The sequence below is a fragment of the Streptomyces sp. NPDC003016 genome (assembly GCF_053591455.1).
Map to the genome: position 1 here is coordinate 1 of NZ_JBSFTV010000048.1, position 23,970 is coordinate 23,970.

The following is a 23,970-nucleotide window of genomic DNA, read 5'->3' on the forward strand; positions in this document are numbered from 1 at the left end:
GGCTCCACACCTACAATCACCACCGCGGACACACCGCACTCAAGGGCCAGCCACCCGCCAGCCGCGTCCCCAACCTCACGGGTCAGTACACCTAGGGCCGTTCCCTGGTCGGGGGTGACCAGGCAGTGCGTGTCGAAGCCCAGGGGCACCTGCTGGGCGTCGGGCTCCTCGAAGTCGCACACGAAGAGCAGGGAGAACGCCTCGCCCCCATCTCACCCCTCGCCACCCCCCACCTCCCGATAAGCCACCCCCAGCGCCTCCAGGCTCCGGGCCAGGTCCGTGCAGTTCACCGCGGCGTAGCTGACCACCAGGGCCGGGGGTCTTGTCGTGTCCGCCAAGGTGTAGAAGCGGCCTCCGCGGACCAGTACCGAGTGGGTGCGGGCGGCTCGTACCAGGGCCTGTTCGTCCATCCGGGGCGGGAGTTGGAGGTACGCCTGGAGGCCGCTGTCGCGGCCCAGGAGGCGGGTGCCGGGGAGGTGGTTGGCGAGTTGGCGGCGTACGACCCCGCGGCGCTTCTGGAATTCCGTGCGCATCTTGCGCTGGTGGCGGTCGAGGGCGCCGGTGTCTATGAAGCGAGCCAGCGTCAGCTGCTCGATGCCCGAGCAGCCGATGTCCCAGCCCGCCCGCACGTGTTCGACCGACGCCATCAGCTCCGACGGCGCGGCCAGCCAGCCCAGGCGCAGGGCGGGGGCGAGGATCTTGCTGGCGCTGCCGGCGTACACGACTCGGTCCGGAGCCAGGCTCTGGAGGGCGGGCACGCGGTCGGAGCGGTGCAGGAAGGTGCTGTCGAAGTCGTCCTCCAGGACGTACGCGTCCACCGCGCGCGCCCAGGCGATGAGGCGTTCGCGGCGCGCCGGGCTGAGCCGGGCGCCGGTCGGGAAGTGGTTGCCGGGCGTCATCAGCACGGCGCGCACGCCGCTCTTCTCCAGGAGGTCCACGCGCAGCCCGTCCTGGTCCACCGGTAGGCCCACCGGGCGCAGCCCCGAGCTGGTGATGAACTCCCGCTCGCCCGGGTGGCCCGGGTCCTCCACGCCCAGGGTCCGGTGGCCGCGGTCGTTGAGCACCTTGCAGATCAGCGCCAGGCCCTGGGCGAAGCCGGCGGTGAGCATCAGGTCCTCGGGCCGCGTCCGCACGCCGCGGACCCGGCCCAGGTAGCCGGTGAGTACGTGGCGGGCCAGCGGCACGCCGGCGGGCGGGGCGTAGCTGAGCTCCTGGCGGCCCGCGTCGTTGATCACGGCCGAGACGCAGCGGACCCAGTCCTGACGGGGGAACGCGGCGATGTCCGACGTCCCGGTGCGCAGGTCCCACATCGTCTCGGCGACCTCGCGGTCGCGGTCGGGGGACACCAGCGTGGGGACCGCCTGCGACGTGGGCGGCTCCGAAACCGTCGTTCCCGAACCGCGCTTCGTCAGCAGGTACCCCTCGGCCGACAGCTGCTCGTACGCCTCCACGACGACGCTGCGGGAGACCCCGAGGTCGTGTGCCAGCTGGCGGGTCGAGGGAACACGGGTGCCCGGACGCAGGGCGCCGTTCTCCACCGACCGGCGCATCGAGTTACGTACCTGGACAGCCAGCGGGAGCCTTGATTCGCGGTCCACGGTGAGGGCGAGGTGCCACGACAAGTGGTCTTCTCTCTGACGGTCGAAGTGGTATGGCCAGGCATTCTCACATCTGATGAAGTCGTTCCGCACACACATTCGCTGCCCCGGGGGGAACTGGGGCGGCCGGGGGTGGCACGGGGGAGGGGCCGGCGGAAGCCGGTCAGCGTGACATGCGATGCCGAGCCGATGGCTCGCCGCGGACGTGTTCGTCCCATCCTCCAAGCCCCAATGGTCTGCTGGACCAGAAAGGCTCTTGCTGTGTCTTTGTTGACGGAATTGACCATGCCCGGACCCGGTGCGGCCGGTCCGGAGCAGCGGGCCCAGGAACCCGCGCCCGCAGGGGGCGTACGCGTCCGGGTGAACTCTGCCGAGCTGCCGCCGACCGACCCGTTGCGGCTCTACGACGCCCTGGCCCGCACGCGGAAGCAGGACGACGTCTACCTCTTCGAGAGCCTGGACGGTCCCGTCCAGGACCGGCACTACGCCGCGGTCGGCTGTGGGAGGCTCGCCGAACTGCGCGTCTTCGCCGACCGGGTGGAGCTCGCGGCCGCCGGGGAGCTGGGCGCCTCGCTGGCCGCGGCGCTCTCGGCGGCCGCCGGGCCGGTCAGCGGTGAGCGGGGCGACGTACGGCAGTGGCAGGCCCGCGACTCCGACGCCGTGTGGAGCATGCTGCGCGCGTTGCAGGGCGCATTCGTGGTGGACACCGACGTGCCGACGGACACCTTCGCCTTCGGGTTCCTGACCACGCTGTCCTACGAAGCCGCCTGGATGATGGAGGAACTCCCAGAGCAGCAGGTGCGGTCGGAGCTTCCGCGCTGCACGCTCACCCTGTTCCGCGACACGGTCTGGTACGACGTACGGTCCGGCGGCGTCCGTCACCTCTCCTCGCACGGCGAGCAGTTGCCTCCGCAGAGTGGTCGGCCCCTTCGGGAGATCCTGGACGAGGTCGCCGAGGAGCACCGGCCGGGCGACGCCGCCCCCGTCGTGCCGGACGCGCCCGCGCCGCTGTCCGTACGGGACAACGTGGACGAGGCGACGTTCGCCGCCCGCGCCGAGCGCTGCCTGGGTCACATCGGAGTGGGCGACAGCTACCAGATCCAGATCGGCCACCGTATCGACGTGGAGACGGAGTTGACCCCGCTCCAGGTTTACCAGCGGCTGCGGCACCGCAACCCGTCACCGTACATGTACCTGGTCCCGTGGGCCGGCCGGACGGTGATCGGCGCGAGCCCCGAGCTGTTCGTGCGGATACAGGACGGCAGCATCTCCATGCGCCCCATCGCCGGCACCGCGCCGCGCTCGGCCGACCCGGCGGAGGACGCCCGTCTGGTGGCCGGGCTGCGGGCGAGCGCCAAGGAGCAGGCCGAGCATGTGATGCTCGTCGACCTGTGCCGCAACGACATCGGCCGGGTCTGCGTCCCCGGCACGCTGAGCGTCGACACGATGATGGAAGTCGAACCCTTCGCCTACGTCCACCACTTGGTCTCGACGGTGTCGGGCCGGGTCAGGGAGGGCACCGACGTCTGGACGTCGGTCTGTGCGACCTTCCCCGCCGGCACCATGACCGGGGCGCCGAAACTGCGCGCGATGGAGATCATCAGCGACATCGAGGACAGCCCCCGGGGGATTTACGCGGGAGCGCTCGGGCTGGTCGACGTACGCGGCTTCACAGTGCTCGCGCTGTGCATCCGCACCGCGGTGCACGACGGGCAGCGCTACAGCACCCAGGCGTCGGCGGGGGTGGTGGCCGACTCGGTGCCCGCCGACGAGTGGCGCGAGACGCTGGCCAAGATGAGCGCCACCTACTGGGCGCTGACCGGCGAGGAGCTGTTGAAGTGAAGGTCCTGCTCGTCGACGCGTACGACAGCTTCAGCCACATCATCGACCAGTACCTGCTCACACTGGGAGCCGACACCGAGGTGGTGCGCTCACGCACCCGCACGGTGGAGCAGCTCGTGGACTCCGCGCCGGACGCCGTGGTGCTGGGGCCCGGCCCCGGGCACCCGGCCGTATCGGGACACATCGAGCTGGTACGCGCCTTCGCAGGCCGGGTGCCGCTGCTCGGCGTCTGCCTCGGCCATCAGGCGATCGGCCTCGCCTACGGAGCGAAGGTCTCCGTGGCCAAGCACCTGATGCACGGCAAGACCAGCCCGGTTCAGCACGACGGGCGCGGGGTGTTCGCGGGCGCGGCGTCGCCGCTGACCGTCACCCGCTACCACTCGCTGATCGTCACCGACCCGCCGCCGCAGCTGGTGGTGACGGCGACCTCGCTCGACGACGGCTACGTGATGGGCGTGCGGCACCGGACGCTGGCGGTCGAGGGTGTGCAGTTCCACCCGGAGAGCGTGACGACCGACGACGGGCTGCGGCTCTTCGGGAACTTCCTCTCGGGGGTACGCGGCGCGTCCGTCGCCGCTGGGGCGCCCGCCCGCTGAACGCCCGCGGGGAGCGGGGGCGCGGGTGGGGCGCGGACTTGAACGCAAGGGAATCAGATCCGGGGGGATCGATGAGTGGGATCGAAATGCCGTTGGCCGTGGTGACGGGCGGTGCGGGAGGCATCGGGCGGGCTGTCACCGCGCAGCTCGCCCGGGACGGGCACCGGGTGCTGGCCGTCGACCTCTTGGGGGACGCCGACCCGGCCGCACACACCGCGCTCGTCGCCGACCTCGGTGAACCGGACGCGGCCGAGCGGCTGTTCGGGGAGATCGAGGAGCGGTACGGGCTGCCGTCGGTGCTGGTGAACAACGCCGGGATCTACGAGGCCAGGGATTTCCTGGAGTACGACACGGAAAGCTACCGCCGGGTCTTCGACGTCAACGTGGGGGCCGCCTTCTTCTGCACCCAGGCACTCGCCGGCCGCCTGATCGCCGCCGGGCGGCCGGGCAGCGTGGTCAACGTCGCGTCCATCAGCGGCCAGAGTGGAAGTCCGGACGCGGCGTACGGAGCCTCCAAGGGCGCCGTGATCGCCCTGACCCGCGGCCTGGGGCGTTCGCTGGCGCCCCACCGCATCCGGGTCAACGCGGTCGCACCGGGGCTGATCGACACCCCGATGGCCGGCCGTGTCCCCGCCGACCGGGCGGCCGCGTACCGCGAACGGATTCCGCAGGCGCGGTTCGGCGAGCCCGCCGAGGTCGCGGCGGCGATCTGCTACCTCGCGGGGCCCGGCGCGAGCTACGTCACCGCGAGCGTGCTGGACGTCAACGGCGGCCTGCACTGACCCACGCCGCCAGCGGCGGCCCGCACTGACACCCGCGTTCCACACCCCTGCTTCAAGCGCTTCGAGCGCCCTTCGGTTTCAGGGATTTTCGCACCTTCACGCGTAGAGCGGCCTCGCGCCGCCACGCCATGCGCGCTTGCCTTCACGAGAGGAATCTTCGCCCATGTGGCTGCCCACACACGGCTCCGCGGCCGACTTCGCCGCCCGGTATCTCGAACTTCACCGTGCCTTCTACGACCGCACGCTGACCGAGCGGGAGCTGGCCGACTGGCGCACCCGCCAGCTGCGCACCGTGCTCGACCAGGTCGTCAACGGATCGCCCTTCTACGCCCGGCACTTGAGGGACGTGGACCTGGGCGCGGTCACACCGGAGGACCTGCGGTCGCTTCCCTTCACCACCAAGGCCCAGCTGCGCGAGGAGATGCTCGACGTCCTCAGCCGGCCGCTCACCGACGCGCTCTTCTTCTACGAGACCACCGGCACCACCGGGGCCGCGACGCCGTGCCCCCGCGACGGACGCGAGATCGTCGCGAGCAACGCGCACATCACCGAGTCCTGGGCGTCCATCTTCCGCCACCACTTCGGTGAACGCGCCCCGCGCATCGGCCTGATGGGGCCGACGGAGGTGCACTCGTTCGGCGACACGCTCGGGGACATCGCCCGCAACGTCGGTTCGCTCAACGCCAAGATCTGGCCGTACTCCCCGGTCATCGGCTTCGAGAAGGCCCTCCAGCTGATGAAGGACCTGGAGCTGGAGGTGATCTGCTGCACCCCCGGCGTCGCCCTCACCCTCGCCAAGGCCGCCGAGCACTTCGGCTACGACCTGCGCACCGACTTCTCCGTCAAGCTTCTGCTGGTCACCGGCGAGATGTGCACCCCGGCGCTCGCGCACAACCTGGAGACCGTCTGGGGCGCGGACGTCTACAACATCCTGTACGGGTCGCAGGAGGCGTTCGTCGTCGCCACGGCCTGCCGGAACAAGCGCATGCACCTGTCGCAGACCAACTACCTCGTCGAGGTGGTCGACCCGGAGACCGGTGAGTCCCACGGGCCGCGCGGCAGCGGCGAGCTGACCGTGACCATGCTGGTCGACGGCGTCAAGCCGCTGATCCGCTACCGCACGGGCGACGCCGTGGCGATCGAGGCGTCGGACTGCGACTGCGAGATGCCGGGCGACCTGGTGCGCATCGTCGGCCGCACCCTGGACCGGCTGGAACTCGGCGGGCGGCGGTTCACCGCCGGGCAGATCGAGACTGCCGTCATGACCGGGGTCACGGGGTCCGCCGGATATCAGGTGGTGATCGAGCACGACGACACCGGGCAGGACCGGCTGACCGTCCGCCTGGAGCTGCTCAAGGGACTGGTCGAGGACGCGGCCGGGCTCGCCGACGCCGTACGGGAGGGGGCCGCGGCGGCGCTCGGAGTGCCCGTCGCGGTCGAACTCAGCGACGGGCTCGACCCCATCGTGAGCACCGGCGCGTTCGTCAGCTGGAAGGCCGCCCGCATCGTGGACCGGCGCAGCACTCCCGACCACGAGACCGAAGTGGCGCAGAAGATGGCGGCGAACCGTGGTTATGAGAGCTGACGCCGCGGCCCTGCCGGGGCCGCTCGCCGAGGAGTACACCGCGCGCTGGAGCGACCTGACCGGGCGCTGGGCCGCGCGGCCCGGCACCACCCTGGGGACGCTCGGACCCGACGGCACGTCCAGCCAGCTGGCGGCCGGGTTCCTCGCGGAGCAGCACGGGCTGTCCGTCGCGCTGTTCGCCACCTTCGACGAGGTGCTGGACCAACTTGTGGAGAGAAACGTCGAGTTCGCGCTGGTGCCGAGTGCCTACCAGGGGCTGACCCGCTTCCACTGGCACCGCGACCTGCGGCTGAAGGCGTTCTTCCCGCAGGCCACCCCGGAGTACGGGATCGCCGCGCCGGCCGGAGGCCTCCCGCCGGCGGGCGACGGACCGGTCACCGTCGCGGCCATGTGGGAGGTCCGCCGGATCTACGCCGAGGTGGCGCCGCCCGGGCTGCGCGAGCGCGAGGTGCGCTGGGTCGACGCGGCCTCCACGCAGCACGCCGCGGAGATCGTGGCGGCCGGCGGCGCGCAGCTCGCGGTCACCAACGCCCCCGGCGTACGGGCCCACGGCCTGGGCTGGATGGCGACCCGGCCGGGCGCGGAGATCGTCTGGACCCTCTTCGGCCATGCGGAGGCGGCCGAAGTCTCTCTTTCCGTCTGACCGCTCAGCCCGCCCGGGGCTGTCCCACACTGGAGAATCCCGACGTGCCACGCAAAATCCTGCTTCACCGAGCCACGGTCCAGGAGGGCCTGGGCCGGGCCTCACTGCCGCGCCACAGCGTGCTCATCGACGGCGACCGCATCGAGGCGGTCCTGCCCGAGGATCTGGCGCCGCTGCACTCGCCCGGTGTCGACGTCCTCGACCTGGACGGCCGCACCGTCATGCCCGGCATGACGCTCGGCCACACGCACATCGCCTACCTCGACGTCCTCGACGGCCGGGAGATGCTCTTCAAGTACTCCGTTCCCGAGGTCACGCTCGCCGCCGCCGACAACGCCCGCAATCTCCTGGGCCTCGGCTACACCGGCTTCGTCGGCGCGGGCTCGGTCGCCGGCATCGACATGGCCCTGCGCCGCGCCGTCGACTCCGGACGGCTCCTCGGCCCGCGGATCACCCCGTGCAGCCGGGACCTGATGGTGTCCGGGCCGCCGGAGCGGCGTAACCCGGAGGTCAAGAAGCGCATCCCCACGGACCTGATGCGGCTGGCTGACACCCCCGAGGAGATGGCCGAGTACGTCGTCGGGGAGATCGCGCAGGGTGCGGAGATCGTCAAGGTCTTCTCCTCGGGCGACGACACCTTCCCCAACGGCCGCTCCCACGAACTGCTCTTCACAGCCGAGGAGTTGGTGATCGCCACCCGCACGGCGCACGAGCACGGCGCGCGGGTACGGGCTCACTCGCGCGGGCTGGCCGGCATCCGCAACGCCATCGCCGCCGGGGTGGACGTCATCGACCACGCCACGTACGCCGACGACGCGGCGCTCGACGCCATCGCGGAACGCGGCATCTTCGTCGTGCCGAGCCTCTACCAGCCGCACATGCTGCTGACCACGGGCGCCGAGCACGGCAAGACCCCGGAGTACCTGGAGACGCTGGAGTTCGAGGCCGAGGTGGCGAACACGCTGCGGATTCTGCCGCTCATGGTGGAGATGGGCATTCCGGTCGTGGCCGGGGACGACTTCGGTTTCGCCTGGACCCCGCACGGCACGTACGCCAAGGAGCTGGAGCTGTACGTGACCCTGGCGGGCATCCCCGCGCCGACCGTGCTGACCTGGGCGACCGCCAACGGCGCGCGGCTGGCCGGCCGCGGGGAGGAGGCCGGGACGGTGCAGGCCGGGCGGCTCGCCGACCTGGTGGTGACCGACGGCGACCCCGCCGATGACATCTCGGTGCTCAGCCGGCCGGACGCGATCGAACTGGTGCTGCTCGCCGGGGAGATTGTGGCCGGCGCCTACCGGCCGCGTGTCACGGCAGGTGCCGCGTGACCGCCCGTACGCGAGGCGGCCTGCCCGTCCTTCCGGTCCTCGCCGTCGGCGCATTCGCCATCGGCACCGACACCTTCGTGGTGGCCGGGGTGCTGCCCGAAGTGGCCGGCGACCTGTCGGTGGGCCTCGCCGACGCGGGCTGGGTCAGCACCCTGTTCGCGCTCACCTACGCCGTCCTCGCCCCGGTGCTCGGCGCGCTCACCGGGCGTCTGGAGCGGCGCACCGTCCTGGTGATCTCCCTGCTGGTCTTCGCCGTCGGCAACGCCGCGTCCGCGCTCGCCCCCGGCCTGGGCGAGCTGCTCGCAGCCCGGGTCGTGACCGCCGCGGGCGCGGCCCTGTACGTCCCGGCGGCCTCCGCGTCCGCCGCGGCCCTGTCGGCGCCCGAACGGCGCGGCCGCGCCATGGCCGTGGTGCTCGGCGGGCTCTCCGCCGCGACCGTCGTCGGGGTGCCGTTCGGCACCTGGGTGGCCGCCGACCTGGGGTGGCGGGCCACGTTCTGGCTGCTCACCGGGGTCGGTGCGCTGTGCGCCGCCGCGGTGGCCGGGGGGCTGCCTCAGGTGCGGCTGCCGGCAGGTCCCGGTCTCGCCGCCAGGCTGGCTCCGGCGCGCGACCCGCGGGTCCTGTTCACCGTGCTGACCACGCTGCTGTTCATGACGGGCGGCTACCTCGCCCTCACGTACATCGGCGCGGTCCTCGCCCCGGTGACCGGCGGCGACGGCGCCGGTCTCGCTCTGCTGCTCCTGGCCTTCGGCGTGCCGGCCGTGGCGGGCACGCTGCTCGGGGGGAGGGCCACCGACCGCTGGGGGGCCACGCCCGTGCTGCTCGCGTCGGTCGCGGGGCTGGCCGTGGTCCTGGTGACGCTGCCGCTGACCCGTGACCGGGCCCTGACCGCGGCCCTGGCCATGGCGGCCTGGGGCGTCACCGCGATGGCGACGCAACCGCCGCAGCAGCACCGCCTGTTCACGATCGCGCCCGCCTCGGGCCCGCTGCTGCTGTCGCTGAACTCCTCGGCGACCTTCGTGGGGATCTCGCTCGGCGGCTTCATCGGCGGCCGGGTGCTCGGCGACGGCGGCGCGGACCGCATCGACCTGCTGGGTCCGCTCGGCGCGGGCCTCGCGGCCCTGGCGCTGGTGAGCGCGCTCGTCGGCGTACGGACGAAGCGACGCGAACCGACGACGGGACCGGACGCCCCGGGTGCGTCCGGGGCGGGCCTCTCGTCCGCCGAGCGAGCGGTCTCGAAGCCGCCGCCAAGTGGCCTCCCGTAATTGCCGGGAATTGGTCACAGCCGGGCCCCCGCGCTCTCCCTACTGTCGGACGCGTCATCAGCGGTCCTCGGATCACGGACCACGCACCACGGACACGAAGGACCCCCTCCATGGACAGCACTTCCCCCGGCGCAGCCGCCCTGACGGTCACGATCGACGAGCGGCTCTCGGAGCGCGTGCCCGGTTACGTACTCGGCCTGATCGCCGTGCCGGACATCGAGGTGGGCAGGGACGACCCGGCGGTGGGCGCTCTGCTCACCGCGGCGGAAGACGCGCTGCACGGCGAGCGGCTCAGCAAGGCGGAGGTCTCGGCGCTGCCCACGATCGCCGCGTGGCGCGACGCCTACCGGGCCGTCGACGTCAACCCCAACCGGTTCCCCTGCGCCGCCGAGTCGGTGCTGCGCAGGGTGGCCAAGGGGGACAGGCTGCCGCGGATCAACTCCCTGGTGGATCTGTGCAACGCGGTCTCGCTCGCCAGCAGGCTGCCGGTCGCCTCCTGCGATGTGGCGGACATCGAGGGGGAGCTCTCCGTGCGGCTCGCCGACGGCAGCGAGACGTATCTGCCGCTCGGCGCCCCCGAGGCGCCGGAGCACCCCGAGCCGGGCGAGGTCGTCTACGCCGACGGGCGCGGCCGGGCGCACTCACGGCGGTGGAACTGGCGGCAGGGCGACGTGGTCAAGACCGGTCCGGGGCGGCGCAAGCTCCTGATCACCGTCGAGTCGGCGCACGAGGGCGGCAGGGACGCGGTCGACGAGGCGCTCGGCCGGATCGCGGAGTCGCTCGCCGCTCTCACCGCCGGGTCCGGGCGGCCGCTGGTGCTCGACCGGTCCATGCCGTCGGGGGAGCTGTTCGGCGCGCCGTCGGCCGCGACGGTCGGCTGAGCAGCCCGCACCCTCCACTCGATCCGCACGAGGAGATCCGCATGAACCGTTCGATCCTGGTGGTCTACCGGCCGGCCGCCGGCCGCTACACGGCGCAGTTCCGCAGCGTCGTCGGGGCCGCCGCCGACCTGGGCGTGCAGCCCGTGGTGCTGCTGCCGACGGGCTGGGAAGCGCCCGAGGCCGAAGGCCTGCCGCGGTATCACGCCGATCTGGACGACACGGCGGCCGTACGGGCCGCGGTCGACGGCATCTGCGCCGAGCACCGCATCGAGCGCATCTTCCCGCTCTTCGAAGGCGACGTGCTCCCGGCGAGCCGCTGCCGCAGGGACCACGGCATCCCCGGTCTCACCCCCGACCAGGCGCTCAACTTCCGCGACAAGAACGTGATGCACCGCAGGGCCGAGGAGCTCGGCGTCCGGGTGGCCCGCTCGTGCAGGCCCGACACGGTCACCGCGGTCGCCGAGTTCGCCGACGAGGTCGGCTACCCGGTCGTGATCAAGCCGTACGCGGGCTGGGCCTGCGGCGACACCTACCGGGTGGACAGCCGCGCGGACCTGGACCGGGTCTGGGACGCGATGGGCGACGACCGGCACGAGTACCGGGTCGAGGAGTTCGTCCGGGGCACCGAGTTCCACGTCGACTCGCTGTTCCAGAACGGCGAGGTGGTCTTCGAGCAGCTCTCCCAGTACACGTACTCCGTACTGGAGTACCTCGACGAGCCGGGCGGCACCATCTCGCGCAAGCACGCTCTGAGCACCCGAGAGCAGCAAATCCTGGACCTGAACGCCGTGGTGCTGCGCGGGTTCGGGCTGAGCACCGGTGTGGTGCACGCGGAGTTCTTCCTGCCGGACGACGGCGGCGACGCGGTCTTCGGCGAGGCGGGGGCGCGCGCTGGCGGCGGTTCGATCGTCCCGGCCGTCGAGGCGGGGCGCGGCATCAACCTCGCGGGCGAGTGGTGCCGGCTCGAACTCGACCCGGACCACCGGCCGGCCGCACGGCTCGGACCGGAGATCGGCACCGAGTACCTGAGCTCCGCCAAGTACGGGCGCATCACCGCCATCACCACGCCCGAGGAGCTGACCGCGCTCGACAAGGTGCTGGACGCCGACGTGTGGAAGAGCGTGGGCGACGTGCTGGCCCCGCCGACCGCGTCCAACGACGTCCTCGGCTGGTACGTGTGCGAGGGCACCGACTTCGAGGACGTCAGGGCCCGCTTCAAGACCGTGCGGGACGCGTTCCGCGTCGAGACCGAGCAGGCGTGAACGGCCTTGGCGCGGCCGGGCAGCGCGTGACCGGCGACTTGGGGAAGGGGGCCGTGCCATGTGGCTGACCCGGTTCAAGGAACTGCCGCTGGCGCTGCGGGTGCTCTTCCTCGCCTCCTTCGTCAACCGCGCGGGCATGTTCGTCTTCCCGCTGCTCGCCGTGTACCTGGTGCGCGGTGAGGGCCTCAGCCCCGGCGAGGCCGGTCTGCTGATCTCCGTCGGCAGTACGGGCCTGCTGGTCGGCAGCCTGCTCAGCGGCCCGCTGTGCGACCTGCGCGGCCGTCGTGCGGCGCTGCTGACGGCGCTGCTGCTCAACGCCGCGGGCTATGTGGGCCTCGCCGTTTTGGACGGGCCGGCCTGGACGTACGCGGGACTGCTGTTCGTCGCGCTGGTCGGCATGGGCATGTTCAGCCCGGCGTCCAACACCCTGGTCGCCGACCTGACCACCCCCGAACAGCGGCCCTTCGCCTACACGATCAGCTACGTCGGCAACAACCTGGGGATGGGCGTCGGCCCGCTACTCGGCGGTGTGGCCGCGGCGTACTCGTACCAGGTCATGTTCGCGGGGAACATCCTCGCCGGGCTGGTGTGCGCCGCGATGATCGTGATCTGGGTGCCCCGGGACCGGCGCGGCCGGGCCGACGGGCGCAAGGACAAGGCGCGGGCGGGCTCGCTGGGCCACGGGCATGTGCTGCTGATCGTCCTGGTCTCCTTCTTCTACGTCGCCCCGCTGATCGGCCTTGAGTACGCGCTGCCGCTGGCCGTGACGACCGTGCTCGACGAGTCGGCCGGCCTGGTCGGCGCCGTGTACACGATCAACAGCATCGTCGTGGTCAGCCTCGGTCTGCTCCTGGAGAAGCACATCCGGGCGTACGGCACCAAGATGCTGCTGCTGGTCGCGGGGGCGCTGTGGGCGCTGGGGCTCGCCGTGATCGCCTTCGCCTTCTCGCTCCCCGCCATCCTGCTGTCGACCGTGGTGTGGACGCTCGGCGAGATCATCGTGTCCGTCGTCGTGCCCACGTACATCGCCGACCACGTCGACGAGCGGCGCGTCGGCAGCTTCATGGCACTCAACGGCTTCGTTCTCGGCCTGGCCCGGCTCGTCGTGCCGGTCGGCCTCGGCGTCATCTGGACGTCCCACGGCCACGAGCCCGTCTTCCTCACGCTTCTCGCCGCTCCACTGCTCGGCATGGCCGCCTTCGCGATGCTGCGCATCAGGCCGGCGGCCGCGGCCGCCGCGCCCGTACCGGAGCCGCCGACCCTGCCCGTCCCCGCGGCCGACGCCGGCCGGCGGGCCGACTAGCCGCATTCCGTACGCACGTTCACCGCACCGCACCGCACCCACCACAGAGAGTGCTCATGTCCCAGACGAAGTTCCTGCTGTCCGAAGACCGCCTCCCCACCACCTGGTACAACGTGGTCGCGGACCTGCCCAAGCCGCTGGAGCCGATGCTGCACCCCGGCACCCGCGAGCCGATCACCCCGGCGGACCTGGAGCCGCTGTTCCCGCCGGAGCTGATAGCCCAGGAGTTCTCCACCGCTCCGAGCGTGGACATCCCCGGCGCCGTGCTCGACGTGTACAAGCAGTGGCGGCCGAGCCCGCTGATCCGGGCCCACCGCCTGGAGCGGGCGCTGGACACCCCGGCCCGTATCTACTTCAAGAACGAAGGCGTCAGCCCGGCGGGCAGCCACAAGCCCAACACCGCCATCCCGCAGGCGTACTACAACAAGCAGGCCGGTGTGGAGCGGCTCACCACCGAGACGGGGGCGGGGCAGTGGGGCAGCTCCCTCGCCCTCGCCTGTTCGTACTTCGACCTCGTCTGCGAGGTCTACATGGTGAAGGTGAGCTACCAGCAGAAGCCCTACCGCCGGGGCCTGATGGAGACCTTCGGGGCGAGCGTCACCGCGAGCCCCAGCGAGCTCACCGCGTCCGGCCGGGCCGCGCTCGCCGCCGACCCGGACTCCCCGGGAAGCCTCGGCCTCGCCATCTCCGAGGCCGTGGAGGCGGCGGTGAACAGCGGCGGCACCGCCAAGTACGCGCTCGGCTCGGTGCTCAACCACGTGCTGATGCACCAGACGATCATCGGGCAGGAGGCCCAGCTCCAGATGGAGCTGGCCGAGGACTACCCGGACATCCTGATCGGCGCGGCCGGCGGCGGCTCCAACTTCGGCGGGCTCGCGCTGCCCTTCCTGGGCGAGCAGCTGCGCGGCGGGCGCAGCGTCCGCGCCATCGCCGTGGAGCCCGCTTCCTGCCCGACGCTGACCGAGGGCAAGTTCGAGTACGACTTCGGGGACACCGCGGGCCTGACCCCGCTGACCAAGATGCACACCCTCGGCCATGACTTCGTGCCGCCGAGCATCCACGCGGGCGGGCTGCGCTACCACGGCATGTCGCCGATCATCAGCGCGCTCAAGGACCTCGGTTGCCTGGAGGCCCGCGCCGTACCGCAGACCGCGTGCTTCGAGGCCGGGGTGACCTTCGCCCGCCACGAGGGCATCGTGCCCGCGCCGGAGTCCACGCACGCGGTGCGCGTCGCGATCGACGAGGCGCTTGCCTGCAAGGAGTCCGGCGAGGCGAAGAGCATCGTGTTCTCGCTCTCCGGGCACGGCCACTTCGACATGCAGGCGTACATCGACTACTTCGCAGGCAAGCTCAAGGACTGAGCCGTACGGGGGGAGGGGCGGGCCGTGGGGGCCCGCCCCTGGATCACAGGGCCTTTGGGGGGCAGTTCATGTACGACGAGAAAGAAGCAAAACCGGTCATCCTCGGTATATCGGGCTCGGAGAGAGCCGGCGGGAACACGGATCTCGCGCTGGAGTACGCGGGCGCCCTGGTGCGGGAGCGGGGGGCCGAGTTCCGCACGGTCCACCTGCGGGACCACCGCATCTCGCCGTGCAGCCCGTGCGGTGACTGCAACGGACGGACCATTCCGTGTGTGGTCGAGGACGACATGCCCGCCATCGTCGAGGAGATGAAGCGGGCCGACGGAATCATCTACGCCGTGCCCGTGCACGGCTTCGGCCTGGCCCACCTGATGCAGATCTTCATCGAGCGGGTCGGCGTCGGTTTCCTGCGCTTCGACCGGCCGCTCGCCAACAAGGTCGGCGGGATCATCGTCACCAGCCGCCGCTACAGCGACGCCTCCGTGCACAACCAGCTCGTCGACAATCTGCTGCTCAACCGGATGATCCTGGTCGGCAGCGGTTTCCCGGCGCTGCTGCGCAACACATCGAAGGAGCCGGGCCTGAACGACGCCGAGGGCCTGGACGCACTGGAGCGCATGGCGCATCGCATGATCGACATGACGCTGCTGCTGCGCAGGCACCAGGCGGCCACCGGAGAACCGGTGCTGTTGCCGGACGACCGCAACGAGCGGGTCGCACGCGCCCATTCGATGTCCTGACGCCTGCCACCCGTCGGACACCACTCATCCAAGGAGAGCTCTGCCCATGACCGCCACCACCGCCCCCGCCCTCGTCGGCATCGACTTCGACGCCATCCCCTGGGAGAAGTGGCACAAGCCCGGCGCAGACGGGCGGGTGAAGATCGCGTACACCGGTGGTCTGCGCGTACGCCTCATGGAGCTGCCCGCCGGGTTCAACGAGGAGCACTGGTGCGAGCGCGGCCACCAGGGCTACGTGCTCCAGGGCGAGTTCACCATTCACTTCGACGACCGCTCGGTGCCCTGCCGTCCCGGCATGGGCTTCGTGATCCCGGGCGACGAGCGGCACCGCTCGCAGGGCGCAGAGGGCGAGCCGACCGTGGTGTACGTGGTCGACCAGGCGCCCGAGGCATGAGCGGGGCGAACGGCGCGCAGGAGGCCGACGGCGGCCCGGCCCGGATCGATGAGCTGCGCGGTTCCATCGATGTGCTGGACCGGCAGATCGTCCGGCTGATGGCCGAACGGACGGGCATCGTCAGGGAGCTGACCGAGCACAAACGGGACGAGGAGACCGTGCGCTCGCCCGTCCGGGTGGAGCAGGTCATCAGCAAGGTACGCGGTCTCGCGCAGGAGGAGGGGATGCCGCCCGGCATCGCCGAGGCCGTCTACCGCACGCTCATCCACGAGTTGACGGAGCTTCAGATGGTGCGGCTCGCGGAGCGGCGGCGGGCGGCTTCGGGGCCGGGGTCGACCCTGGGGCCGGCTTCGGGCCTGGGGCCGGGCCTGGAGCCGGCTTCTGGGAAGGAGCCGGTGTGACGCGCCGTCGTCTCGCCGATCTGCGCACCGCGCTGGCCGGCCTCGACCTGATGCCGGGCGAGCTGGTGCGGGTGCGGGAGGAGGTGCCGGCCCGCTTCGGGGTCTCCTCGCGGTACGCGAAGTGGGCCGGCACTCCGGCGCCGCCGCCCACCGGCCCCGGCCCCGCGGTGCTCTTCGAGCGGGTCACTCCCAGCAGCGGGACCGCCGATGCGCGGGCCGTGCTCATGGGGCTGTACGGGACCCGCCGCAGGGCCGCGGCCCTGCTGGGGTCCACTCCGGCGCGGCTGCCGCAGCGGCTGCTCGACGCGGTCGCCTCGCCCGTGCCGCCGGTGCGCGTCCAGAGCGGCAGGGCGCCGGCCAGGACCGCGCTCGCACCGGACCTGACCGCGCTGCCGGTGCCCGTGCTCACCGGCGAGGACGCGGGCCCGTACCTCACGCTCGGGGCGGTGCTGGCCACCGACCCGGAGACCGGGGTACGGAACCTGTCGATCCACCGGATGTGCGTGCAGGGCCCCGACCTGCTGTCCATCTGGATGGTGCCGGGCCGGGACCTGGAGGCCGCCCACCGGTCGGCGCTGCGCGCGGGCCGGCCGCTGCCCGTGGCGATCCACCTCGGGCTCGGGCCCGCCGTGCTGCTCTCCTCCTGCTGTCCCACCTCACTCGTCCCCACCGGTCTCGACGAGCTGGCGGTCGCGGGCGCGCTGGGCGGCGCGCCGGTGGAGCTGATGCCCTGCCGCACGGTGGAGGCCGAGTGCATAGCGGACGCCGAGTACGTCCTGGAGGGCGAGCTGCTGGCCGAGCACGCGCCGGAGAACCCGCAAGGGACCGCGGCCACCCCGGAGTTCCTCGGCTACCAGGGGCGGGCGCACCCCTCGCTGCCCACCGTCCGGATCACCGGGATCACCGCACGCGACGGGGCCATCCTGCAGGCCGTGTCGGGCCCGGGCCACGAGCAGTCGGTGCTCCTCGGCTTCGGGATGGAGGCCGCGGTGCTCGGCCGGCTGCGGGAGTGGGACGCCCCGGTCGATTCGGTGCTCTGCCACACGGCGGGGGGCGGCCAGCTGATGGTGGTGCTCCAGTGGCGGCGCAAGCGCTCCGCCGCCGACGACGAGGTCGTGCGCAAGGCGTCGGAAGCGGTCCTGGAGGAGTTCCGGATGGCCAAGACGGTCGTCTCGGTCGACAAGGACGTGGACCTGGAGTCCGACGCGGACCTGTGGTGGGCGATGACCACCCGGATGCAGGCGGACCGCGATGTGCTGGTGCTGCCGGACCGGGAGGGCTTTCCGCTCGACCCGACGCAGTCCACCGAGTACTCGCCGGCGCTCTCGGCCGACGGCCGCACGGCCAAGGTGGTCTTCGACTGCACCGTCCCCTACGCCCAGCGGGGCCGTTTCCACCGGCCCCGCTTCACTCCGGACGGGACTTGACCTCACGCACCGCGTCGGCCAGCAGCGCGACACCCTCGGTGATGCGGGCGGTGGACAGGGCCGCGTACCCCATCAGGAAGGTCGGTTCGGCCGGCGGGTCCTGCACGAAGTACCCGGACGCGGGGTAGATCCGCACGCCGCGTGCGGCCGCCAGGCGGGCGATCTCGCTCTCCCCGGCGCCCCGCGTCCCGGTGAGGGTGACCAGGACGTGCAGGCCGGCCGCTTCGCCGGAGATGCGGACCTCGGAGCCGAAGTGCCCGAGCAGCGCCTCGATGAGGCGGCTCCTGCGCTGCCGGTACAGGCGGGTCATCCGGCTGATGTGGCGGGTGTAGGCGCCGGACGAGACGAAACCGGCGAGCGCTTCCTGGTCGACGGTGGGCGTCAGCCGGTCGGTGATCCACTTGATGCCGAGGAAGGGCTGCACGAGGTGCGGCGGCAGGACCGCGTAACCGATCCGCAGGGCCGGGAAGAGAGTCTTGCTGAAGCTGCCGACGTACACGACCGTGTCCCGGTGCCGGGCCGCGGCCAGCGCGGGCAGGCGCTCGGCGGCGAAGGTGAACTCGTTGTGGTAGTCGTCCTCCAGGACGGTCGCGCTCCGCTCGTACGCCCATTGCAACAGGGCGGTCCGCCGCCCCTCGGACATGATGAACCCGGTGGGAAACTGGTGCGACGGGGTCACGTACACCAGCTTGACCCGCGCCGGATCGTGTCCCTGCGCGCGCACCCGGGCGTCGATGTCCCCGACCCGCAGCCCTTCCTCGTCCACCGGCACGGTCACCACGGCGGCCTCGGAGCAGCCGAACACCTGGCGCAGCACCGTATGGCTGGGGTCCTCGATGACCACCACGTCGCCGGGCCGCACCAGCAGCCGGACGAGGATGTCCATGGCCTGGGTGGCGCCGCTGGTGACCATGATCCGGTCGGCTGACGCGTCCAGGGCGCGGCTCTGTCGCACCAGCGTGGCGATCTCCATCCGCAGCGCGGGGGAGCCCTCGGCCGGGCCGTAGCCGAGCGTGGCCGCGTCCGCCCTGCCGTACGCGTCCTGCAGGGCCTGGAGCCAGCGGGCCACGGGGAAGTTGGCGAGCGCGGGCGTGCCGTGCCGGAAGTCGAGGGCCGTGCCCGGGTGATGGGTGGGCGGCGGCTCCCAGGGCTGCCACAGGGAGTTCCCGCCGTCCGTGGACCGGGGCGGCTGCGGGGCGAGAGCCGTCGGCGCGGGTCGCCGTGCGCCGACGGGGACGCCGCCGGCGAGACCGGCGACCCGGGTGCCGGAACCGCGCCGGGCGGTGAGGATGCCGTGGGCGCGCAGCAGCTCGTAGGCGCGCGTGACGACGGTCCGGGAGACGTCCAGTTGCAGGGCGAGTTCACGGGAGGCGGGCACGGCGTCGCCCGGCCGCAGCTGCCCCGACCGCACCAGCACGGTGACCTGGTCGCACACCTGCTGCTGCAAGGGCGTGGCGCTGTCCCGGTCCAGCGTGATGAGAAGCTCCGACGACCCCACGTTTTCCCCCCAAGTCACCCACAGCCGCTGCCGAGTCTCGCACGGCGCCGCGCGGGGACCGCGGCCGGCCACTGCATATGGTGTGGCTGTGACAAGTCAGCGATCCCCGGTCCAGCGACGCCCACGGGGCAGCGCGTGCGTGAATACCTGCTGACGCTGTGCGTCGCGGCCGCCGTTACGTACCTGCTCACCGGACCTGCACGGAAGTTCGCCATCGCGGTCGGCGCGATGCCGGAGATCCGCGCCCGCGACGTGCACCGCGAGCCGACGCCGCGACTCGGGGGCATCGCGATGTTCGGCGGTCTGTGCGCCGGGCTGGTGATGGCCTCGCAACTGTCAAGCCCCAAGGGCGCCTTCGACGTCCAGGAGCCACAGGCTCTGCTGTCGGGGGCCGCGCTGATCTGGGTCATCGACGTCCTGGACGACAAGTTCGAGATCGAGGCGCTCGTCAAGCTCGGCGGCCTGCTGATCGCGGCGGCCGTGATGGTCCAGCAGGGCCTGAAAATCCTGTGGTTGCCCGTGCCCGGTCTCGGCACGGTCCTGCTGCCCGACGTGCTGGGCACGCTGCGGCCGTCGGGCCTCGAAGTCCGCCGAGTGGTCGGACGGTCCGATCTGCCGGACCTGCTACGACCGCGCGATGCGGGTCCGCGGCTGCCGAGCCGACCGGCTGCTGCCCGGCCGGGACGCCGCCGGCACGCCGATCTGCCGCGACTGCGCGGGCATCACCCGCGACTTCTTCTGTGACCGCTGCGGCTTCGAGGGGTTGCTCCTCGGCGGGCGCCTCTGCGAACGATGCACCCTCGCCGACACGCTCGCCTGCCTCCTCGATGACGGCTGTCTGTTCAAGTGCCGGGTGTGTGCTTTCGCGTGCCGGGGCGGTGGAGGTGGGGCAGCCACTGCCCCACCGGCCGGCCGGTCCAGGATCGTCGCCGTCCGGGGTGCACACCGTGCAACGTGAGCTCTTCTTCGTGCGCTGTTGCCGTGCTGGGGGTTTGGGCACGCTGTCGTGCATGAGGGTGCGGACGGTGTGGGTAGGGCTGACGGCCGTGAGACAGTCGTGGATTTTTCCTCAGTCGGACCGTGGTCGGGAGATCCCGGCGCTTGCCTCGTCATTGCCCCGGCCGCCGGCTGGAACGGCGGCGGAGGACGTGTTGCCGTGGGAGTTACGCCTGGGTGATGTGGTGCCGTTCAGTGACGGCATCGGCCGGCCGGTGGTCGACATACGAGCGGTAGGGCGCGGACAGCGCGCCAAGCACTTGATGTTCGCTGACCTGCCTCCGCTGACCGTGCACTGGAGTCTGCGGGTCTACCGCTCCTGCAACCGCCTGAGCGCCTGAGGCGCACCAGTCCACGCCAGCAACTGGCTGAAGTGACTCAGCGCGATCCTCGGACCGTCAGGGCGGTGACCACGGCGGCCCAGCAGCCGGCCATGGTCGTGCGCCCACGAACTGCTGCCGCGCCGGCGATGGCCCGGCGGCTGCGTGCCCCAGCAGGCTCCTTGGGAGGCGGGAGGGGAGGAGCAGGTGTCGTGAGGCCGGCGCAGTGACGACAGGGCATGGCGTGGGAATCGAACCAGTACGCGCCGTCCAGGACCGCGAAGGAAGAGTTGTTCACACCCCGCCAACTGAGAAGACGGACGTGCGGCAACGCGTCCCCGTCTCGTCGCAACAAGATCGGGACCTCGCCCATGCCCCAGGCATGGGCATGGCCCATACGGCCGGGTGCGGGAGCACCCGCTCGATCCGGTTGTCCCGCCACGGCTTGCCTCGAACCGCCGCGGCTTCACGGCCCGCCCCGGCCGTGGCTCGCAAGGGCCGGGGCGGTCGGCCGTGAGGAGTTCGGCCCTCAGGACAGCGCCCGCTCGATCGAAGCGGTCCGCCTCAGCGTGGTGATCTCGCTCGGTGATCGCCGTCCGCACCGTTCCCGTTCGGGTGAATTTAGGTTTGGTTCGGTGTTTCACCGTGCCGGTGACGTGATTATGGGGTTATGGGCGGTACGGGGAGACCTCGAAGCGAAGAAGGCGATCTTGAATCTCATGGTGCGTGTGTTCGAAGAGGTTGCTGCTGGCGCCTTCCTGTCTTCGTCGTGGGCGGACCTGTACCGGCGGGACCTTCAGGCGACTCCCTACCAGTCGCCGTCGTGGCTCACTGGGTGGGCGCAGCAGCTCCCGCCCACTGCCCATCCTGTCGTCGCCGTCTGCGAGGGCCCGGCCCGGCAGGTCCTGGCCGCTCTGCCGCTGGTCCACGACCACACGGGCGACCGACCGCGGACGTACGCGCTGTCGGCGCCGATGGGGGAGTACATACGCGCCGTGGGCCCGGCCGCCGAGGACCCGCAGGTCTGTGCAGCCCTCACCCGGTACCTCGAAGACCTGGCAGACCACGGCCATTACGTCGACATGGCGGGCCTGCCCGCAGGCGGCGCCCTCGCCCGGCACCTCGCACCCACCGACCCAGCCACCGCGGGAGGACGTTGGCACACCAGGATCACCGACTGCGCCGAGATCCCGCTCCCTCTCGCCTACGAGGAGATGTCCCGCTCGACCAGGCGTGACCACAGACGACGCCAGCGCACCTGGGACGAACTCGCCCAAAGCCACAACGTGACCTACCACCGCACCCGCAACAATGACGAGCTACTCACGGCCTATGCCGTCCTGGCCCGCCTGCACGCGCACCGCTGGGCCGGCCACACCCCACCCGCCGGTACACCCCACACCCCCGGCGCACCCCACTGGCCGGCCGTGCTCGATCGCTGCGGCGCGGAGATGGCGTTCATCGCCACCCTCGCCGTCGACACCGAAATCATCGCCGCCCAACTCTGCCTGACCCAACACCACCGGGCCTACTCCGTCGCGCCGGCCATACACCCCCTCCACCACGACCTCGCCCCCGGCCACGCCCTCCTGCGCCACCTGGCCCAGGACCTGACCGCAGCCGGATACCGGTACCTTGATCTGGGCCGCACCGTCCCGGGCCAACACGCCTACAAGGGCCAGTACCGGCCGCGCTGGAGCCAGACCCTCTCCGCCACCAGCGCACCTCCCACGGCCTTTCCCCGGCCGGACGAACGCCTCCGGCCCACCGCGGAAGTGGTCTGAGGGACCCGGCCCCCGGATCCTGGTCACTTCAGACGTGGATCTTGAGGATCTGGGAACGGACATCGTGTGGTCATGGAGCACATCGTCCGCGATGCTGCACAGTCCCTCGGGCAGGCACCGGCCACCTTGTGCAACGCGAAGGAGCACCGCTGGCGCGTACGGGACATCGCGATCTCGTACACCGACAGCGGAGCCATCACAGTCTTCGCGGACGGGACCACCGGTATCCAACGCGCGCGGATGGAGGAAGCACTCAGGGCCGCCTTCACCGCCGCCGGGTGGGGCGTCGGGCCCTGGAGCTACGGACCGGGCCTGAGAATCCTGCACCCCACCACCATGACCCGCCTTCAGCACCCCGTCGGACGGCGACGGCCCAGCCGAGAACCCCGGCACCTTGCCGCACTCTTCACTCAGGCCCTGAACCGCACCCCGACGGACAGGCCGGCCTCGGCAAGCTGCGCCGCGATCCCCTCACAGGCACTTATGCGGCGATGGTGTTGTCCTCGGTTTCACGGGCGTGCTTGAGCGCCATCCGCGCCTCCACCACCTTCTCCTTCTCCTTCTTCACGCCGGCCCGGTACGGGTGCGTGGAGACGGTGGCGCTCAGCTCCAGCAGCAGCGCGCGCAGCCGCTCGACTTCGGCGCTGGGCTTCGGTGCAGCCGGGACTGTCAGGCATGGAGGAGCGGTAGCCGCTGTGGAGTTGCTTGTCGCCCTCCCACCCGGGCATCGGCTCCGCAGACCACGGCAGCGTCCTGGTGAACTCTTCATACGCGGCACGGGCCTGGTGCAGCGCCAGCTGCGCCTCGCGCAGGTCCTGCGGAAAGTCGAACGGCAGAGCTGGCTTCTTCGACACGTCAAAATGATATGGCTGTTCGAATAGAGGTGGTGGGGGCGCGCCGGACCGCTCACCCGTCTGCCGACCGGCAGGCGCAGACCCCTTGACGTTGGTCAGCAGGCGGGCGGATCGTCGCCCTTCGCGTCACCCTCCACCCCGAAAGAGGGCCTTGCATGTCGTACACCTGGCGCTACGTAGTGCACCCCGACGGTTCCTTCTGCCGCATCGGCAACCTCGACAACGTCACCGACGAAGAACTCACCCGGCTGTACCCCGAGCGGGAGGAAGACGAACAGCCGACCCGACCGTGATCCCGCTGCGGCACCGAGCTCCTGCTGCACTGGCACGGCCCGCTCATGACCGGCGTCTGGATGGAACTCTGCCCGGCCCGTGATGCCCGCCACCCGCGCCTTCATCCAGCGGACACGGCTGACGCCAGGCCCGTCCGCACCGCCTGAAACGAAGCTGCCGCCACCTCCTTCGCGACACCGACTGCGCCGCCGCCAACCCTGGCCATGACTCCGACTGCCGGCTGTTCAGCGGGTACGCATGGTGCTACGCGCCGTCTGGAGCGGGGAGCTGGATTCCCCTGGCGCGGGAGACCCAGTGAATGCGCTGCCGCGGCGGCAGCAGGCTGTGGATGAGGGTCCGCAGCCCCAATCCCTCGGCCAGGTGCCACGGCGCGACCCTCCACAGGCCTTCCCGGTCGGGGACCGGATCGACCGGGCAGCCGGTCAGAACCAGGCCCCAACGATCTGTGCTCCCGTTGTCACGGTCGTCCTCTACCGTCACCGTACCGAGCACGTTGTGCGGAAGCTCCTGCCCGGCCCGCTTCGCCGTGAAGTTCTCCGACAGTTCCTTGATGGTGAATTCGCGTTGCAGGTAGACGTCCCGGCTTGTCTCGCCGGGCTCCAGGAGGATGACGCCGGCGGCAGTGGGCCGCCTGTCCTCATCGGCCACGACCAGGTCGCCGTCGAACCGTGCCTGTTCGCGCCGATCGCTGAGATTTTCCAGGACCAGGACCTGCTGCAGAACGAGACGGCTGGCGCCGTCCTGCTCTGCGGGGAAGTGCCAGGTGTGCCCTTGTGGCCAGGGGTTGCACGGCATCCCCCCGGCGTCCCGGCTCAAGCA

At 71.5% G+C, this 23,970-nt stretch carries 21 protein-coding genes and 1 pseudogene; 18 read left to right on the forward strand and 4 right to left on the reverse strand.

Annotated elements, in window-relative coordinates; translation table 11 throughout:
* Positions 1 to 212: 212 nt before the first annotated feature.
* Entirely contained in the window at positions 213 to 1,622 is a 1,410-nt protein-coding gene (gene pdxR, locus ACWDZ4_RS30255; RefSeq protein WP_451511585.1) for a MocR-like pyridoxine biosynthesis transcription factor PdxR, read from the reverse strand.
* A 261-nt stretch (positions 1,623 to 1,883) separates the two neighbouring features.
* Between pdxR (ACWDZ4_RS30255) and ACWDZ4_RS30260 the strand changes: the two genes are divergently transcribed.
* The 15 genes from ACWDZ4_RS30260 to ACWDZ4_RS30330 all read left to right on the forward strand — a co-directional run bounded on the left by ACWDZ4_RS30260 (position 1,884) and on the right by ACWDZ4_RS30330 (position 17,405).
* The gene (locus tag ACWDZ4_RS30260; protein WP_451511586.1) at positions 1,884 to 3,440 is read left to right on the forward strand and encodes an anthranilate synthase component I family protein; all 1,557 of its coding nucleotides are present in this window, start codon (positions 1,884 to 1,886) and stop codon (positions 3,438 to 3,440) included.
* Positions 3,437 to 4,036 (forward strand): anthranilate synthase component II, encoded by a 600-nt coding sequence (locus ACWDZ4_RS30265; protein WP_451511587.1) that lies wholly within the window; start codon positions 3,437 to 3,439, stop codon positions 4,034 to 4,036. The genes ACWDZ4_RS30260 and ACWDZ4_RS30265 overlap by 4 nt, the downstream gene beginning before the upstream one ends.
* A gap of 71 nt (positions 4,037 to 4,107) precedes the next feature.
* Positions 4,108 to 4,818, forward strand: a complete 711-nt coding sequence (locus ACWDZ4_RS30270; protein ID WP_451511588.1) for an SDR family NAD(P)-dependent oxidoreductase — start codon at positions 4,108 to 4,110, stop codon at positions 4,816 to 4,818.
* Positions 4,819 to 4,981: 163 nt separating this feature from the next.
* Entirely contained in the window at positions 4,982 to 6,403 is a 1,422-nt protein-coding gene (locus ACWDZ4_RS30275; protein WP_451511589.1) for a phenylacetate--CoA ligase family protein, read from the forward strand.
* On the forward strand, positions 6,393 to 7,046 hold the full coding sequence (locus ACWDZ4_RS30280) for a hypothetical protein (protein ID WP_451511590.1): 654 nt from the start codon (positions 6,393 to 6,395) through the stop codon (positions 7,044 to 7,046). Before ACWDZ4_RS30275 ends, ACWDZ4_RS30280 begins: the two co-directional genes overlap by 11 nt.
* A gap of 44 nt (positions 7,047 to 7,090) precedes the next feature.
* Entirely contained in the window at positions 7,091 to 8,371 is a 1,281-nt protein-coding gene (locus ACWDZ4_RS30285) for an amidohydrolase family protein (RefSeq protein WP_451511591.1), read from the forward strand.
* Positions 8,368 to 9,636, forward strand: a complete 1,269-nt coding sequence (locus ACWDZ4_RS30290) for an MFS transporter (RefSeq protein WP_451511592.1) — start codon at positions 8,368 to 8,370, stop codon at positions 9,634 to 9,636. The genes ACWDZ4_RS30285 and ACWDZ4_RS30290 overlap by 4 nt, the downstream gene beginning before the upstream one ends.
* Before the next feature lie 110 nt (positions 9,637 to 9,746).
* Complete coding sequence (locus tag ACWDZ4_RS30295; protein WP_451511593.1) at positions 9,747 to 10,517, forward strand: B3/B4 domain-containing protein; 771 nt, start codon at positions 9,747 to 9,749, stop codon at positions 10,515 to 10,517.
* Positions 10,518 to 10,558: 41 nt separating this feature from the next.
* Complete coding sequence (locus ACWDZ4_RS30300; protein WP_451511594.1) at positions 10,559 to 11,779, forward strand: ATP-grasp domain-containing protein; 1,221 nt, start codon at positions 10,559 to 10,561, stop codon at positions 11,777 to 11,779.
* A 58-nt stretch (positions 11,780 to 11,837) separates the two neighbouring features.
* The gene (locus ACWDZ4_RS30305) at positions 11,838 to 13,082 is read left to right on the forward strand and encodes an MFS transporter (protein WP_451511595.1); all 1,245 of its coding nucleotides are present in this window, start codon (positions 11,838 to 11,840) and stop codon (positions 13,080 to 13,082) included.
* 56 nt (positions 13,083 to 13,138) lie between these two features.
* Complete coding sequence (locus ACWDZ4_RS30310) at positions 13,139 to 14,443, forward strand: TrpB-like pyridoxal phosphate-dependent enzyme (protein ID WP_451511596.1); 1,305 nt, start codon at positions 13,139 to 13,141, stop codon at positions 14,441 to 14,443.
* A gap of 68 nt (positions 14,444 to 14,511) precedes the next feature.
* Positions 14,512 to 15,183, forward strand: a complete 672-nt coding sequence (locus tag ACWDZ4_RS30315; RefSeq protein WP_451511597.1) for a flavodoxin family protein — start codon at positions 14,512 to 14,514, stop codon at positions 15,181 to 15,183.
* A 46-nt stretch (positions 15,184 to 15,229) separates the two neighbouring features.
* Positions 15,230 to 15,577 (forward strand): cupin domain-containing protein, encoded by a 348-nt coding sequence (locus tag ACWDZ4_RS30320; RefSeq protein ID WP_451511598.1) that lies wholly within the window; start codon positions 15,230 to 15,232, stop codon positions 15,575 to 15,577.
* Positions 15,574 to 15,978, forward strand: a complete 405-nt coding sequence (locus ACWDZ4_RS30325) for a chorismate mutase (RefSeq protein ID WP_451511599.1) — start codon at positions 15,574 to 15,576, stop codon at positions 15,976 to 15,978. Before ACWDZ4_RS30320 ends, ACWDZ4_RS30325 begins: the two co-directional genes overlap by 4 nt.
* Complete coding sequence (locus ACWDZ4_RS30330; RefSeq protein ID WP_451511600.1) at positions 15,975 to 17,405, forward strand: UbiD family decarboxylase; 1,431 nt, start codon at positions 15,975 to 15,977, stop codon at positions 17,403 to 17,405. Before ACWDZ4_RS30325 ends, ACWDZ4_RS30330 begins: the two co-directional genes overlap by 4 nt.
* Here the strand turns inward: ACWDZ4_RS30330 and pdxR (ACWDZ4_RS30335) are convergent.
* Positions 17,386 to 18,903, reverse strand: a complete 1,518-nt coding sequence (gene pdxR, locus ACWDZ4_RS30335; protein WP_451511601.1) for a MocR-like pyridoxine biosynthesis transcription factor PdxR — start codon at positions 18,901 to 18,903, stop codon at positions 17,386 to 17,388. The two genes, ACWDZ4_RS30330 and pdxR (ACWDZ4_RS30335), sit on opposite strands and share 20 nt — an antisense overlap.
* A gap of 135 nt (positions 18,904 to 19,038) precedes the next feature.
* On the opposite strand from pdxR (ACWDZ4_RS30335), the pseudogene ACWDZ4_RS30340 reads away from it, so the two are divergent.
* Positions 19,039 to 19,491: pseudogene (locus ACWDZ4_RS30340) on the forward strand (undecaprenyl/decaprenyl-phosphate alpha-N-acetylglucosaminyl 1-phosphate transferase); the annotation flags it as partial.
* A gap of 1,447 nt (positions 19,492 to 20,938) precedes the next feature.
* Positions 20,939 to 22,003 carry a GNAT family N-acetyltransferase gene (locus tag ACWDZ4_RS30345; protein WP_451511602.1) on the forward strand — a complete coding sequence of 355 codons (1,065 nt, stop codon included), beginning with the start codon at positions 20,939 to 20,941 and terminating at the stop codon, positions 22,001 to 22,003.
* Between the two features lie 481 nt (positions 22,004 to 22,484).
* Here ACWDZ4_RS30345 and ACWDZ4_RS30350 read toward each other — a convergent pair whose 3' ends face one another.
* Positions 22,485 to 22,772: a hypothetical protein gene (locus tag ACWDZ4_RS30350; RefSeq protein ID WP_451511603.1), complete on the reverse strand. Its 288-nt coding sequence runs from the start codon at positions 22,770 to 22,772 to the stop codon at positions 22,485 to 22,487.
* A gap of 240 nt (positions 22,773 to 23,012) precedes the next feature.
* On the opposite strand from ACWDZ4_RS30350, the gene ACWDZ4_RS30355 reads away from it, so the two are divergent.
* Complete coding sequence (locus ACWDZ4_RS30355; protein ID WP_451511604.1) at positions 23,013 to 23,150, forward strand: hypothetical protein; 138 nt, start codon at positions 23,013 to 23,015, stop codon at positions 23,148 to 23,150.
* Between the two features lie 244 nt (positions 23,151 to 23,394).
* On the opposite strand, the gene ACWDZ4_RS30360 is transcribed toward ACWDZ4_RS30355, so the two are convergent.
* The gene (locus ACWDZ4_RS30360) at positions 23,395 to 23,967 is read right to left on the reverse strand and encodes a hypothetical protein (protein WP_451511605.1); all 573 of its coding nucleotides are present in this window, start codon (positions 23,965 to 23,967) and stop codon (positions 23,395 to 23,397) included.
* Between the last annotated feature and the right edge of the window lie 3 nt (positions 23,968 to 23,970).